16 protein-coding genes are annotated in these 14,497 nt (G+C 65.1%); 14 read left to right on the top strand and 2 right to left on the bottom strand.

From position 1 onward, the window contains the following. Nucleotides 1-5: 5 nt before the first annotated feature. The 3 genes from hutX (at nt 6) to BJP62_RS00565 (ending at nt 1,725) form a co-directional block, all read left to right on the top strand. Nucleotides 6-554 (top strand): heme utilization cystosolic carrier protein HutX, encoded by a 549-nt coding sequence (gene hutX / locus BJP62_RS00555; RefSeq protein WP_070525472.1) that lies wholly within the window; start codon nt 6-8, stop codon nt 552-554. Then, a complete protein-coding gene (locus BJP62_RS00560; protein ID WP_070525474.1) occupies nt 542-1,174 on the top strand; it encodes an SDR family oxidoreductase in 633 nt (210 codons plus the stop codon). Before hutX ends, BJP62_RS00560 begins: the two co-directional genes overlap by 13 nt. Before the next feature lie 149 nt (nt 1,175-1,323). Beyond that, nucleotides 1,324-1,725 carry a hypothetical protein gene (locus BJP62_RS00565; protein WP_070525476.1) on the top strand — a complete coding sequence of 134 codons (402 nt, stop codon included), beginning with the start codon at nt 1,324-1,326 and terminating at the stop codon, nt 1,723-1,725. 220 nt (nt 1,726-1,945) lie between these two features. Here the strand turns inward: BJP62_RS00565 and BJP62_RS00570 are convergent, their stop codons facing one another. After that, complete coding sequence (locus BJP62_RS00570) at nt 1,946-3,109, bottom strand: AAA family ATPase (RefSeq protein ID WP_070525478.1); 1,164 nt, start codon at nt 3,107-3,109, stop codon at nt 1,946-1,948. Nucleotides 3,110-3,377: 268 nt separating this feature from the next. Continuing rightward, a complete protein-coding gene (gene nadB, locus BJP62_RS00575) occupies nt 3,378-4,958 on the bottom strand; it encodes an L-aspartate oxidase (protein WP_070525480.1) in 1,581 nt (526 codons plus the stop codon). Nucleotides 4,959-5,121: 163 nt separating this feature from the next. On the opposite strand from nadB, the gene rpoE reads away from it, so the two are divergent. The 11 genes from rpoE (at nt 5,122) to era (ending at nt 14,394) form a co-directional block, all read left to right on the top strand. Further along, on the top strand, nt 5,122-5,769 hold the full coding sequence (gene rpoE / locus BJP62_RS00580; protein ID WP_070525482.1) for an RNA polymerase sigma factor RpoE: 648 nt from the start codon (nt 5,122-5,124) through the stop codon (nt 5,767-5,769). Between the two features lie 33 nt (nt 5,770-5,802). Continuing rightward, nucleotides 5,803-6,315: a sigma-E factor negative regulatory protein gene (locus tag BJP62_RS00585; RefSeq protein WP_070525484.1), complete on the top strand. Its 513-nt coding sequence runs from the start codon at nt 5,803-5,805 to the stop codon at nt 6,313-6,315. Further along, nucleotides 6,312-7,298, top strand: coding sequence for a MucB/RseB C-terminal domain-containing protein (locus tag BJP62_RS00590; RefSeq protein ID WP_070525486.1), 987 nt, complete (start codon nt 6,312-6,314; stop codon nt 7,296-7,298). The genes BJP62_RS00585 and BJP62_RS00590 overlap by 4 nt, the downstream gene beginning before the upstream one ends. Before the next feature lie 9 nt (nt 7,299-7,307). Further along, a complete protein-coding gene (locus BJP62_RS00595; protein ID WP_083300612.1) occupies nt 7,308-7,769 on the top strand; it encodes a SoxR reducing system RseC family protein in 462 nt (153 codons plus the stop codon). Between the two features lie 55 nt (nt 7,770-7,824). Next, the gene (locus BJP62_RS00600; protein WP_070525490.1) at nt 7,825-9,249 is read left to right on the top strand and encodes a DegQ family serine endoprotease; all 1,425 of its coding nucleotides are present in this window, start codon (nt 7,825-7,827) and stop codon (nt 9,247-9,249) included. Then, nucleotides 9,246-9,494, top strand: a complete 249-nt coding sequence (locus tag BJP62_RS00605) for a glutaredoxin family protein (RefSeq protein ID WP_083300613.1) — start codon at nt 9,246-9,248, stop codon at nt 9,492-9,494. The genes BJP62_RS00600 and BJP62_RS00605 overlap by 4 nt, the downstream gene beginning before the upstream one ends. Nucleotides 9,495-9,556: 62 nt before the next feature. Then, nucleotides 9,557-11,350, top strand: a complete 1,794-nt coding sequence (gene lepA / locus BJP62_RS00610) for a translation elongation factor 4 (protein ID WP_070525492.1) — start codon at nt 9,557-9,559, stop codon at nt 11,348-11,350. A gap of 21 nt (nt 11,351-11,371) precedes the next feature. Continuing rightward, entirely contained in the window at nt 11,372-12,325 is a 954-nt protein-coding gene (lepB, locus tag BJP62_RS00615; RefSeq protein ID WP_070525494.1) for a signal peptidase I, read from the top strand. A gap of 32 nt (nt 12,326-12,357) precedes the next feature. After that, complete coding sequence (locus BJP62_RS00620) at nt 12,358-12,714, top strand: DUF4845 domain-containing protein (RefSeq protein ID WP_083300614.1); 357 nt, start codon at nt 12,358-12,360, stop codon at nt 12,712-12,714. Nucleotides 12,715-12,721: 7 nt separating this feature from the next. Beyond that, entirely contained in the window at nt 12,722-13,423 is a 702-nt protein-coding gene (gene rnc / locus BJP62_RS00625; RefSeq protein WP_070525498.1) for a ribonuclease III, read from the top strand. A 35-nt stretch (nt 13,424-13,458) separates the two neighbouring features. Beyond that, nucleotides 13,459-14,394: a GTPase Era gene (era, locus tag BJP62_RS00630; protein ID WP_070525501.1), complete on the top strand. Its 936-nt coding sequence runs from the start codon at nt 13,459-13,461 to the stop codon at nt 14,392-14,394. Nucleotides 14,395-14,497: the final 103 nt, after the last annotated feature.

The following is a 14,497-nucleotide window of genomic DNA, read 5'->3' on the forward strand; positions in this document are numbered from 1 at the left end:
CCGAAATGAACGCACCCGCAACCTCGCTCGCCGAACGTCTCGCTGCCGATGCCGATGGCATTCTCGAAAACCTCGCCCGTGAATACGGCGTCAGCCTGCTCGACGTCGTGACCGCCATGCCTGAAGCAGGCCCCGGCGCGATGCGCACGCTGCTGCCCGGCGACCGCTTCGCCGACGTCATGGCCGAAATCAGCCACTGGGGCGACGTGACGCTGCTGACGCACAGCGCAGACGCCATCCTCGAGTTCCACGGCCGCGTGCCGGTCGGCCGCTCGGCGCACGGCTTCTTCAACCTGCGCGGCGGCGGTTCGCTCAGCGGCCACATCCGCGCCGACCGCTGCACGACGATCGCGCTGGTCGAGCGCCCGTTCATGGGGCTCGCGACGGCGAGCGTGATCTTCTTCAACCCGGATGGCGGGGCGATGTACAAGGTCTTCGTCCGCCGCAACAAGGACAAGAGCCTGGACGCCGAACAACTGGTACGCTTCCGCGCTTTGGCCGCGGCAAAAACCTGCTGCGGCGGTTGCCAGGGAGAAGGGTCGTGCGGGGATTGATCGTATTCGGCGCCAGTCGTGGCGTCGGGCTGGAAGTCGCGAAACAGGCGAGGGCGCAGGGGCGGCCGGTGCGCGCGATGCTGCGCGACGGCAGCGATGCGGCAGCGCTTGAAGCCATCGGTGCCGACATCGTTCGCGGCGATGCGCTCGACGCCGCGGCGGTCGATGCCGCCATGGCCGGCCTGGACGCCGGTACCGATGTGGTGACGACGCTGGGCAGCTTCGGCCCCGGCGTGCCGGTCGATTATCTCGGCAACCGCAACGTGATCGACGCCGCCGAGCGCGCCGGGCTCAGGCGGCTGGTGCTGGTCACCTCGCTCGGTGGCAGCGAAACCTGGCCGCACCTGTCCGAGCGGTCACGCAAGGGCTTTGGCGGCGCGGTGCGCGAAAAGACGCTGGCCGAGGCCTGGCTGCGCACCAGCGGGCTCGACCACACCATCATCCGCCCCGGCGGCCTGCGCGACGGTGCGGCGCTGGGCGGCGCACTGCGGATCGAGAACGAGGAAGCGCACGGCTTCGTCCGCCGCGCCGATGTCGCAGCCGTGGTGCTCGGCTGCCTGGCCGATCCGGCAACGATCGGCCGGGCGTTCAGCATCGTCGATCCGGGCTGCCCGGCCTGAGCCGGCACGACGGCTGACACCGTCCTTCCAGCCAGGCCGCCATTTCCGGCATGGATCTGCAACCTTTCGCAAGCGCGGGCCTCCTACCTGATGTAGGGGCGGCAGCAAGCCCCCGCGCCAAGTCGCTTCAAGGCGACAAGGAGGTTCGTATGACCCGAGTCCAAAGCACTTTCGCCATTGGCCTGTTGACCGCAGTGCTTGCCGGGCCGGCCTGGGCCGAGCCCTTGCCGGTGCAAACGCAGGGCAATGTGTCCTATGTGAGCGGCGGCATCGGCGATGAGGAAATGGCGGCGCTCAAGTCGATGCAGAAAAGCTATAACCTGCATCTGCTGTTCGTCGACCGTGGCGGCCACTATCTGAGCGGAACGCAGGTGGCAGTCAAGAACGCCCGGGGCGAAACGGTACTCGACGCCGAGTCCGACGGCCCGTACTTCTACGCCAGCCTGCCGACCGGCCGCTACAGCGTGAGCGCCAGCAACGAAGGCAGGACGCAGACCCGTCCGCTGCAGGTCGGCACCAAGGGCGGCAAGCAGACCACTTTCCGCTGGTAGCGGGTATCTCGTCGGGACAGGAACCGGCCCGTGCGGCCGGTTCCCTGTGTCCGCCGCGATCCGGCAACGGTGTTCGGGCCAGGAGCGGCTGGCAAAAACCGGTGCAACGGTGCTGGCAGGGCGTACGAACACGTCCCGCACGGACTTCCTGCGGTCGCAACGGTACAGGCAGTACGGCAGAGGAGTACGACGCAGCCGGCGGCGTTGTGTCAGCCCGCGCTTACCGCGTCGCCCACTGCCAGGGCGGCCTTTCCAGCTCGCCCAGTCCCGCAATCCGCGTTTCGCCGAAGTCCTTTTCCAGCATCAGCGCGTTGCAGTCGCCGTGGCGCTCCAGTGCCGCGATCAGCCGCGCGGCATGCGAGACGACGATGACTTGCGTGTCCTGCGCCGCACGCCGGATCAGCCGTGCCAGCGCCGGCAGCAGGTCCGGGTGCAGGCTGGTTTCCGGTTCGTTCAGCACCAGCAGCGCCGGCGGGCGCGGCGTGAGCAGGGCGGCGACGAGCAGCAGGTAGCGCAGCGTGCCGTCCGAGAGCTCCGCGCTCGACAGCGGCCGCAGCAGGCCGTGCTGGCGCATGCCGACGCCGAAGCGTCCGCGTTCGGCAACGATTTCGATGACCGAACCCGGAAACGCATCGTCGATCGCCGCTTCGAGCGCATCGTCGTCGCCGATCTCGATGATCGTCTGCAGTGCCGCGGCCAGATCGCTGCCGTCGTGGTTCAGTACCGGCGTGCGCGTGCCGACCTGCGTCTGCCGCGCCGGGGCATCGGCGTCGGTGCGGAAGTGATCGTAGAAGCGCCACGAGCGCATCAGTTCGCGCAGCCGCAGCACCTCGGGCGCGAGCAGCGGGTCGGCGCACTGCAGCATCATGCTGTCGAAACCGGCGATGTTGCGGGTCAGCACCCGCCAGTCGCGGGCATCGCGCACCTTGACGAGCGGCCCCTGCCGGTCGGCGAGCAGGGCGGCGGGTCGCAGTACCGGGCCGGCCCACAGGCATTCGCGCTTGATCTCGGGGTCGAGGCCGAATAGCGAGTTCGGCACCGGTTCTGGCATGCCGATGTCGATCGCGTAGCCGAAATCGTCGCCGGCGAAGCCGAGCCTGAGGTGGACCGGTTCGTTGCGCACCGTGCCCTGTACCGGCGCGTCGCCGCGGCGCATCGCCCGCGAGATCGACTCGGGCCCGGCCCACAGCGTCGACGGCAGCCCGCCCTCGCGCGCCAGCGACGGGATCACCCGGCCCTGCGCCGTTTCGGCCAGTAGCCGCAACGCGCGGTACAGGTTCGATTTGCCGCTGCCGTTGGCACCGGTGATCACGTTCAGCCGCGCCAGCGGCAGCACCAGCTGCCGCAGCGAGCGGTAGTTGGCGATCGCCAGCGTCGTCAGCATGAGAACCTGTTCACGACCTTGTTACGGCCGCGTTCCGGGCAGTGCCGGGGGGAGGGCAAGGCGCGGACCGCGTCGCGGTACGCGTACCGCAAGCGGTTTGCAACGCGGCCATCCGCCGGCAATGCCGGAAACCCGGAGGGCCGGGCCGGAAAAATCGCATTCATTATGTTGTGCTCCTTGCCAATAACCGGTTACTGCCCGCGCCGCACGCCGTGTGCCTGCGCTTTTTCCGGCTCGGCGCGGCCGTGAAAAGGTCGTAAACAGGTTCTTAGGGCGCCAGCACCGTCGGCTTGGATTCGGTCAGGATGCCCGGATAGTCGCGGCTGTAATGCAGGCCGCGGCTTTCCTTGCGTGCCAGTGCCGAGCGCACGATCAGTTCGGCCGTGGTGACGAGGTTGCGCAGCTCGATCAGGTCGTTGGAGACGCGGAAGTTGCTGTAGTAGTCGTCGATTTCGTGCTGCAGCAGCTCGATCCGGTGCTGGGCGCGTTCGAGCCGCTTGTTGGTGCGGACGATGCCGACGTAGTCCCACATGAAGCGGCGCAGCTCGTCCCAGTTGTGGGCGATCACGACTTCCTCGTCCGGGTCGGTCACACGGCTTTCGTCCCACTCGGGAATCTGCGGCTGCGGATGCGGCCTGGCGGCGAGGATGTCCTCGGCCGCGGCCTTGCCGATCACCATGCATTCGAGCAGCGAGTTGCTCGCCAGCCGGTTCGCGCCGTGCAGGCCGGTGTAGCTGACCTCGCCGACGCCATAGAGGCCGTCGACCTCGGTGCGGCCGGCGTGGTCGACGACCAGCCCGCCGCAGGTGTAGTGCGCGGCCGGCACGACCGGAATCGGCTGCTTGGTGATGTCGATGCCGAGCTCGAGGCAGCGCTGGTAGATGTTCGGAAAGTGCTCTTTGACGAACTTCGACGGCTTGTAGCTGATGTCCAGATACACGCAGTCGTAGCCGCCTTTCTTCATCTCGAAGTCGATGGCCCTGGCCACGACGTCGCGCGGCGCCAGTTCGGCGCGCTCGTCGTGGTCGGGCATGAAGCGCGTGCCGTCGGGCAGCCGCAGGATGCCGCCTTCGCCGCGCACCGCCTCGGTGATCAGGAAGGACTTGGCGTGCGGGTGATACAGGCAGGTCGGGTGGAACTGGATGAACTCCATGTTCGCGACCTTGCAGCCGGCGCGCCAGCCCATCGCGATGCCGTCGCCGGTCGCGACGTCGGGGTTGGTCGTGTACAGGTAGACCTTGCCGGCGCCGCCGGTCGCCAGCACCGTATGCTGCGCCAGCACGGTTTCGACGCGGTCGGCGGCGATGTCGTAGATGTAGGCGCCGTGGCAGCGCTTGCCGCCGTTGCCGAGCTTGGCGTCGGTGATCAGGTCGAGCGCGATATGGTTTTCGAGCACGGCAATGTTCGGATGCGCGGCGACCTTGGTCGCCAGCGTGTCGATCACTGCGGCGCCGGTCGCGTCGGCGGCGTGGATGATCCGGCGGTGGCTGTGGCCGCCCTCGCGGGTCAGGTGGTAGCCGTGGTAGTTGGTTTCGCCCGATTCGTCGCGGGTGAACGGCACGCCCATCGTGATCAGCCAGTCGATCGCTTCCTTCGAGTGTTCGACGATGAAGCGGGTCGATTCCGGATCGCACAGCCCGGCGCCTGCGACCAGCGTGTCCTTGATGTGCAGCTCGATGCTGTCCTGATCGTCGAGCACCGCGGCGATGCCGCCTTGGGCCCAGCCGCTGCCGCCGTCGCGCAGCGCGCGCTTGGTGACGAGGCCGACCTTGAGCTTGTCCGCCAGATGCAGCGCGATGGTCATGCCGCCGAGCCCGCTGCCGATAATCAGTACGTCGAATTGCCGCATCGTCACTTACGCCGTAAAGTCAGGATTGACGGTAAATGTTACCTCAGAGCCCATCGCCGCTGCAGCTTGCGCGGCGGGTGCGCGCCGGGCACAATCCGGCCGCGCTGACACCTCGTGGCTTGAAATCGACGGAATCGTCCCCATCTGGCCGATTCAACTGCGCATGCAAACAGCGCGCAGGCCGAACACGGAGTACGCATTGGAACAACGGACGGAACGGGAACTCGACTCGGAACTCGTCGCCCGGGCGCAAGCCGGCGACAAGCGGGCGTTCGAGCTGCTGGTGATCAAGTACCAGCGCCGCATCGCCCGTCTCCTGTCGCGCCTGATCCGCGATCCGGCCGAAATCGAGGACGTGGCGCAGGAAGCGTTCATCAAGGCATATCGGGCGCTGCCGTCCTTCCGGGGCGAATCGGCGTTTTACACTTGGCTTTACCGGATTGCGATCAATACTGCGAAGAACTACCTTGCGTCGATGGGCCGGCGCCCGCAGCTGGCGATGGACTACGAGGACGACGAGGGCGAGACCCTCGACGCGGCGGCACAAATACCGGACTTTCATACACCGGAGTCTGAACTATCGAATCGTCAGATTGTCACTACGGTGAACGAGGCGGTCGATGCGCTCCCCGAGGAGTTGCGGACCGCCATCACGCTGCGCGAGATGGAAGGCCTGTCGTACGAGGAAATCTCCAGCGTGATGAACTGCCCGATCGGCACCGTACGCTCGCGGATTTTCCGGGCGCGCGAGGCGATCGCCACCAAGCTGCGCCCCTTGCTGGCCACCGTCGGCAAGGATCGCCGCTGGTAGGGCACTCATAATGCGCAAAGAGGGTTTATCGACATGAAAGAGCATTTATCAGCGCTCATCGACGGCGAACTGGATACTGCAGCCTGCACGCCGGTCCTGGCCGAGCTGGCCGGTGACGGCGAGCTGAAGCGGGATCTGCACGACTGGCAGCTGATCAGCGACGCGATGCACGACCATCCGATCCTGTCGCCCGATTTCATGACGAAGTTTTCCGCCCGCCTCGCCACCGAGCCGGTGGTGATTGCGCCGCAGGCGTTCAAGCGCAAGCGATCGCTGTTCAAGCGTGCGCTGGTGCCGTTTTCGGCCGCCGCGTCGATCGCCTTTGTCGGCGTCGCTAGCTGGCAGGCCTACAGCGGCATGGGCATGCCCGGCCAGGCCGCGCCGGCGGCGATCGAGCGGGTCGCCAGCAACGACACCGTCAACGTCAATGTCGATGCCGCGCGCATCCACGATTACCTCGTCGCGCATCGCGAAGATGCCGGTAGCCCGTTCGCCGGCCAAGACATGGTTTCCATTTCCTATCAAGTCCCGCAATCACGTCAATGATGAAACTGAAGGGGTGGCTCTTCGCCGGCAGCCTGCTGTTCGTTGGATACTCGCTTTCGGCGCTGGCCGCTCCCCCGGGAGAGCTGCTTGATGCCGCGCAGGCCAGCCAGCTTGTCAATCGCGTCACCGAGGCGCCCAAGACCCTGACATTCCAGGGCATCTACATCCAGCAGCGGCACAATTTCATGCAGAGCTACCGGGTCTTCCACCAGGGCGGTGGCGGGTCCGACGTCGAGCGGCGCGAATCGCTCGACGGCCCTCAGCTCGAGTACCTGCGCCACGGCGACCAGATCAGCGTGTTCACGCCGGATTCCCGGCCCGTGACGCTCGACCGGCGCCACACATCGAAGATGTTCCCGCGCCAGTTTCCGGACCAGGCCGACGAGCTGCTCGGCAATTACCAGATCCGCAAGCTCGGCCGCGAGCGCGTCGCCGGGCTCGATGCCGACATCTACGATTTCGAGCCGCGCGACCGCTTCCGCTTTCCGCACCGCTACTGGATCGACAGCAGCAGCGGCCTGATGCTCAAGACGGTGATGTACGGCCCGCGCCGCGAGGTCACCGAGATCTTCGCGTTCTCGCAGATCAATATCGGCGGCTCGCTCGACAAGCGGCTGCTCAAGCCGGTGCACCCGGTCCGGCCGATCGTGCTCGAGCAGGTGCCGCAGGCGCCGGTCGTCGATCCGCAGTGGGAAATCCACGAGCGGCCGCCCGGTTTCAAGCTGTTCCGCCAGCTCAAGCGCAACCTGCCCGGCAAGAACAAGCCGGTGCTGCATTACCTTTACGGCGACGGGCTGGTGACGGTATCGGTGTTCATCGAGCCGGTCGATCCGCGCATGCCGCAGGGTTTGACGCAGCAGAACGGTGTCAGCCTGTACTGCCGCCAGGTCGGTAACTATATGGTCACCGCACTTGGCGAGGTGCCGGCCGAGACGGTGCAGGCGTTCAGCCAGGCCTTCACACCGCGCGCGACCGACAAATAACCGCCTGACATGATCTCGACAGAAGCCCAGGTTGTCCGGTGCGATGGTTCCGATGCGTGGGTGGCGATCCGGCCGCATGCGCCCTGCGGCAACTGCGATCCGGAAACGGGCTGCCGTTCGGTCGCGATCAGCCGCATGTTCGGCCAGGCGCAGCAGCAGTACCGCGTTAATAATCCCCTTGGCGCAATGGAAGGGGAGTATGTCAAAGTGGCCGTCGCAGAACGCACGTTGCTGCAGTCGGCGTTGCGGGCCTACGGCCTTCCGTTGCTTGCAGTCTTGCTGGGCGCGGTGCTGGGGCGGGCGTCGGGACTGATGTCGCCGCTTGCCGAGGTTGCCGGTGCAGGAATCGGGTTTTGCGGTGCATTCGTCTGGTTGCGGTTGGCCCGTCACGCTGCGGCCGGCCAGGGGCCGACCATCGTCTCCCGTCACGGCCGTGTGCCGCCACCGCGCCGCTGCGCTTCCGCCGATTGATGTTCCCGTTCCAACGTTGCGTTTGCTTCATTCTCATAACAATGGGTGATAGACCATGAAAGTGACCCGCTGGCTTGCAGCCGGGCTGTTCACGCTCGGTTTTGGTGCCGCACAGGCGGCAACAGTGTCCGGCCTGCCTGATTTCACGCAGCTCGTCGAAAAGGAAGGCAAGGCCGTCGTCAACATCTCGACGACCGGCAAGGTGCGCGAAGCCGCGCAGCCGCAAGGGGGAGGCGATGACGACGTGCTCGACCTGTTCCGCCGCTTCGGCTTCCCGGTGCCGCCGGGTGCGATGCCGCAGCCGAACCAGCCGCGCGAACGCGAGGTGCGCTCGCTCGGCTCGGGCTTCATCATCGACAGCAGCGGCTATGTGCTGACCAATGCCCACGTCGTTGCCGATGCCGACGAGATCAAGGTCAAGCTGACCGACAAACGCGAATACAAGGCCAAGGTCATCGGCTCGGATGCGCGGACCGACGTCGCGCTGCTCAAGGTCGAAGCGACCGGGCTGCCCAAGGTCGACCTTGGCGACAGCGAGGCGCTCAAGGTCGGCGAGTGGGTCGTCGCGATCGGTGCTCCGTTCGGGCTCGAAAACAGTGTGACCGCCGGCATCGTCTCGGCCAAGGGCCGCAACCTGCCGGACGAGACTTTCGTGCCGTTCATCCAGACCGACGTCGCGATCAACCCGGGTAACTCGGGCGGGCCGCTGTTCAACATGCAGGGCCAGGTCGTCGGCATCAACTCGCAGATCTACAGCCGCTCGGGCGGCTATATGGGGCTGTCGTTCTCGATCCCGATCGACGTGGCGATGAAGGTCGCCGGCGAGCTCAAGGCAACCGGCAAGGTGACGCGCGGCCGTATCGGCGTCTCGGTGCAGGATCTGACCGACGATCTGGCCAAGACCTTCGGCCTGCCGAACACCAATGGCGCGCTGGTATCCGGCGTCGACAAGGACGGTCCGGCTGCCAAGGCGGGCCTCAAGCCCGGTGACGTCGTGCTCAAGTACAACGGCCAGCCGATCAACAACACCGGCGACCTGCCGCGCTTTGTGACCGACACCAAGCCCGGTACGACGGTCAAGCTCGGCGTCTGGCGCGACCGCGCTGCCCGCGAGCTGCCGGTGACGATCGGTCTGCTCGACAGCGTCGAAGGCCCGAACAAGGCGCGCGAGTACAAGGGTGGTTCGGCGCTGCAGGAGGACAGCCAGCGCTTCGGCCTGACGCTGCGCGAGCTGGCGCCGCAGCAACTGAAGGCGCTCGGCGTCAAGTACGGTCTGGCGATCCAGTCGGTGACCGGGCCGGCGGCCAAGGCCGGCCTGATGCGCGGTGATGTGATCATCGGCGTCGGCGGTACCGATCTTGCCAGCATGCAGCAGCTGCGCCAGTTGCTGGCCGCGGTCAAGCCGGGCGAGGCGGTTGCGCTGCGCGTGGTGCGCGATGGTGCGGCCATCTTCATCTCGATGGCGGCGCCGGCCAAGTGAATCCGGCGCTCAAGCTCTATGGCCGTGAATACTGCGGCCTGTGCCTGACGATGCGCGACCAGCTGCAGCCGCTGGCCGCGCGGCACGGCTTTGCCGTCGAGTGGGTCGATATCGACGACAACGACGCGCTCGAAGCCTTGTACGGCGAGCTGGTTCCGGTGCTTGCGGATGCGGATGGCGGCGAAATCTGTCATTACCATCTCGATCTGCAGGCGCTGGATGATTGGCTGGCGAAAATCCGGTAAAATCACGCGATTGGCTGATACAGGGCACGCACGGCGTGCCCTTTTTTCGTAAAACAGGATCTATGGATCACATCCGCAACTTCTCCATCATTGCCCACATCGATCACGGCAAATCGACGCTGGCCGACCGTTTCATCCAGTTCTGCGGCGGTCTCGAAATGCGCGAGATGAGTGAGCAGGTGCTCGACTCGATGGACATCGAGAAAGAGCGCGGCATCACCATCAAGGCGCAGACCGCGGCGCTGCAGTACAAGGCCCGCGACGGCAAGGTCTACAACCTGAACCTGATCGACACCCCCGGGCACGTTGACTTCAGCTACGAAGTCAGCCGCTCGCTGTCGGCGTGCGAAGGCGCGCTGCTGGTCGTCGACGCCTCGCAAGGCGTCGAGGCGCAGACGGTGGCGAACTGCTACACCGCGATCGAACTGGGCGTCGAAGTGCGGCCGGTGCTGAACAAGATCGACCTGCCGGCCGCCGAGCCCGAGCGCGTGGCGCAGGAAATCGAGGACATCATCGGTATCGAAGCCGCCGACGCGGTGCGCGCGTCGGCCAAGTCGGGCATCGGTATCGAGGACATTCTCGAAGAGGTCATCACCAGGATTCCGCCGCCGAAGGGCGACGTCAATGCACCGCTGAAGGCGCTGATCGTCGACTCGTGGTTCGACAACTACGTCGGCGTGGTGATGCTGGTCCGCGTCGTCGACGGCGAGGTGCGGCCGAAGGAAAAGCTGCAGTTCATGGCGACCAAGGCGCAGCACCTGTGCGAGCAGGTCGGCGTGTTCACGCCGAAATCGGTGCAGCGCGACGTGCTGCGCGCCGGCGAGGTCGGTTTCATCATCGCCGGCATCAAGGAACTGGCGTCGGCCAAGGTCGGCGACACGATCACCACGGTGAAGAACCCGGCGACCGAGGCACTGCCGGGCTTCAAGGATGTCAAGTCGCAGGTGTTCGCCGGCCTGTATCCGGTCGAAAGCCACGACTACGAGTCGCTGCGGGACTCGCTGACCAAGCTCAAGCTCAACGACGCCGCGCTGGCGTTCGAGCCCGAAGTGTCGCAGGCGCTCGGCTTCGGCTTCCGCTGCGGCTTCCTCGGCCTTCTGCATCTGGAAATCGTCCAGGAGCGGCTTGAGCGCGAGTTCGACATGGACCTCATCACCACGGCGCCGACCGTGGTGTACGAGCTGGTGCTCAAGGACGGCACCGTCACGCACATCGAAAACCCGTCCAAGCTGCCCGAGCAGACCAAGTTCGAGGAAATCCGCGAACCGATCATCACCGCGACCATCCTCGTGCCGCAGGACTACGTCGGCGCGGTGATGACGCTGTGCAACCAGAAGCGTGGCGCGCAGCGCAACATGCAGTACATGGGCCGGCAGGTGATGCTGACCTACGACATGCCGATGGCCGAAGTGGTGATGGACTTCTTCGACAAGCTCAAGTCGGTGTCGCGCGGTTATGCGTCGCTCGACTACGAGTTCAAGGAATTCCAGGCCGCCGATCTGGTCAAGCTCGACGTGCTCGTCAACGGCGACAAGGTCGATGCGCTGAGCCTGATCGTCCACCGCAGCACCAGCGTCTATCGCGGCCGCGAACTCGTCAGCAAGATGCGCGAGCTGATCCCGCGCCAGATGTACGACGTGGCGGTGCAGGCGGCGATCGGCGGTACCATCATTGCCCGCGAGAACGTCAAGGCCATGCGCAAGGACGTGCTGGCCAAGTGCTACGGCGGCGACATCACCCGCAAGAAGAAGCTGCTCGAAAAGCAGAAGGCGGGCAAGAAGCGCATGAAACAGGTCGGCAACGTCGAGATCCCGCAGGAGGCCTTCCTTGCCATCCTGCAGGTCAGCGACAAATAACAACGCAACAAGGGAAACCGCATGAACTGGTATGTGATCGGCGTCATTCTGCTTATTCTCGGTCCGGTGCTGATCGGACTCGGTGCCAAGCACGAGCGCAAGAACAACGAACCGCCGCAACTGGTTCAGTACGGTTTCCTCAGCGTCATCGTCGGCGCCTTCATCCTGCTGGTGCAACTGTTCTCGATCGCCGCGGCGCTGCTGATCTTCGTGCTGGTGACCGGCGTCGTCTGGGTGATCGACAAGCTGGTGCTGGCCAAGAAGCGCGGCGAGGCCCGGCCTTCGGACTGGGTCGAATACGCGCGCGGCTTCTTTCCGGTCATCCTTGCGGTCTTCCTGCTGCGCTCCTTCCTGGTCGAGCCGTACCAGATTCCGTCGAGTTCGATGCGCCCGGGCCTGGTCGTCGGCGATTTCATCCTCGTCAACAAGTTCGCCTACGGGATCCGGATGCCGATCCTGAACAACGTGGTCATCCCGGTCGGCAAGCCGCAACCCGGTGACGTGATGGTGTTCAACTATCCGGAAAAGCCGTCGATCGACTACATCAAGCGCGTGATCGGCACGCCCGGCGACACGATCGAGTACCGCAACAAGAAGCTGACCGTCAACGGCCAGCCGGTGCCGACGCAGTCCGCAGGGCAGCTGCAGTACACCGAAGGCGCCTATCTGATCGACAACCTGCAGTCCACCGAGAAGCTTGGCGAACACGTCTACAACACGCTGCAGATGGATGTGCCGGAAGTGAATCTCGCCGAAGTGCGCGATTTTCCGTTCCGCGAAAACTGCCGTTATGATGACGAGGGCTTCAGCTGCAAGGTGCCCGACGGTTATTTCTTCATGATGGGCGACAACCGCGACCACAGTGCCGACAGCCGCTACTGGGGCTTCGTGCCGGACCGCTACATCGTCGGCAAGGCTTTCCTCGTGTGGTTCAACTTCAAGCAGCTGAACCGCATCGGCACCCGGATCGGCTGATCCACTAGAACGGGGAGATTTCACCAGTGCGCATGCAACGCGGTTTGTCCTTTTTCGGCTTCATCATCGTCGCCGGCTTTGTCGCCGCCGCCGCGATCGTCTTCTTCAAGGTCGTGCCGGCCTACGTCGAATACTTCAACGTCAAGAAGGCCGTCGCCAGCGTGGCCAAGGAGCAGGGCACCCAGCCGGCGGCGACGATACGCGAGTCGTTCGACAAGCACGCCAGCATCAGCGACATCAAGGCCGTCTCGGGCAAGGATCTGCAGATCATCCAGGCCGGCGGCAAGACCTCGGTCGGTGTCGGCTACGAGAAGGTCGTGCCGGTCGTCGCCAATGTCAGCCTATTGTTCGATTTCAACGTGGAGGCCGCCGGTTCCGGCGCCGAATAAACCGCCAATGTCCGTCGTATTGCCCGCCGAGCGCCTGATGAAGGTGCTCGGCTATTCATTTCAGGCGCCGCAGCTGCTCAAGCAGGCGCTGACGCACCGCAGCTACTCATCGACGCACAACGAACGGCTCGAGTTCGTCGGTGACAGCATCCTCAATGCAGTCATCGCCCGCACGCTGTATCTGGCGTTTCCGCAACTGACCGAAGGCGAGCTCTCGCGGCTGCGTGCGAGCCTAGTGCGCCAGGAGGCGCTGGCCGACGTGGCCGGCGAGATGCAGCTGGGCGACTACCTCTCGCTCGGCGAAGGGGAGCTCAAGAGCGGCGGCCATCGCCGGCCGTCCATCCTCGCCGATGCACTCGAAGCGGTCTTCGGTGCGATCTGGTTCGACGGCGGCTTTGCCGAGGCCGAGCGGGTGATCACCGCGCTGTTTGCGTCGCGCATTGCCCGTATCGACCCGGCGCAAGCGCTCAAGGATCCGAAGACCGGCCTGCAGGAATGGCTGCAGGCACGCCGTCAGCCGCTGCCCGAATACGTGCTGGCCCGGCAGGAAGGCGAATCGCCGAACCAGCTGTTCGAAGTCGTCTGCCTCGTTCGCGGCCTGCAGGTCGAAACCCGTGCCGAAGGGCCGAGCCGCCGCAATGCCGAACAACAGGCCGCATCCGCGGCGCTGGCGCTGCTCCGGGAACGTCACCCCGGCAAGCGCCTCTAAGCTGGCAGGGTGTACAGCCCTGCACGGAGAACCCCATGACTGAAGAACTGATGCTGCCGGAAGAATCGGCGGCCGAAGATTACCGTTGCGGCTTTGTCGCGATCATCGGCCGGCCGAATGTCGGCAAGTCGACGCTGATGAACCACTTGATCGGCATGAAGGTGAGCATCACCTCGCGCAAGGCCCAAACGACGCGCCACCGGATCACCGGCGTGCTGACCAGCGAAACCGCGCAGTTCGTCTTCGTCGATACCCCCGGTTTCCAGACCCGCTACCGCAATGCACTGAACCAGGCGATGAACCGCAGCGTGACGACGACGCTGGCCGATGTCGACGCCATCCTGTTCGTCGTCGAGGCGGGCCGCTTCACCCAGCAGGACGAGGACGTGTTGAAACTGCTGCCGAAGGATCACCAGGTACTGCTGGTCGTCAACAAGGTCGACGAGATCGAGGACAAGGCGGCGCTGCTGCCCTTCATCGAATCGGTAGCGCAAAAGCACCCGTTTGCCGCGATCGTGCCGATTTCGGCGCAGAGGAAACTCAAGCTCGACGTGCTGCTGCAGGCGGTCGAGCCCTTGCTGCCGCATTCGGTGCCGATGTACGAGGAAGACCAGGTCACCGACCGCAGCGAGCGCTTCCTTGCCGCCGAAATCATCCGCGAGAAGATTTTCCGGATGATGGGCGATGAACTGCCGTATGCGGTGACCGTCGAGATCGAAAAGTTCGACGAAGAAGAAATGAAGGACGGCCGCACGCTCAAGCGGATCTACGCGGCGGTACTCGTCGACCGCGACAGCCAGAAGGCGATGCTGATCGGCAAGAACGGCGAGCGGCTCAAGCGCATCGGCACCGAGGCGCGTCAGGACATGGAAAAGCTCTTCGATGGCAAGGTGTATCTGGAGGTCTGGGTCAAGGTCAAGAGCGGCTGGGCCGACGATACCCGGCTGCTGCGCCAGTACGGCTTCGAATAAAACCAGCGCTCATCGGGCCGTTGCGCCTGCGCATCTTGGCCCGGTCCGGTCTCCGACCCCCGCAAGGGGGCTGCCTTCGGGGCGTCCTCATGTACTGCGAGTA

Origin of the sequence: Jeongeupia sp. USM3 (assembly GCF_001808185.1) — a bacterium.
In the GTDB taxonomy this organism is placed as follows: Bacteria; Pseudomonadota; Gammaproteobacteria; order Burkholderiales; family Chitinibacteraceae; genus Jeongeupia.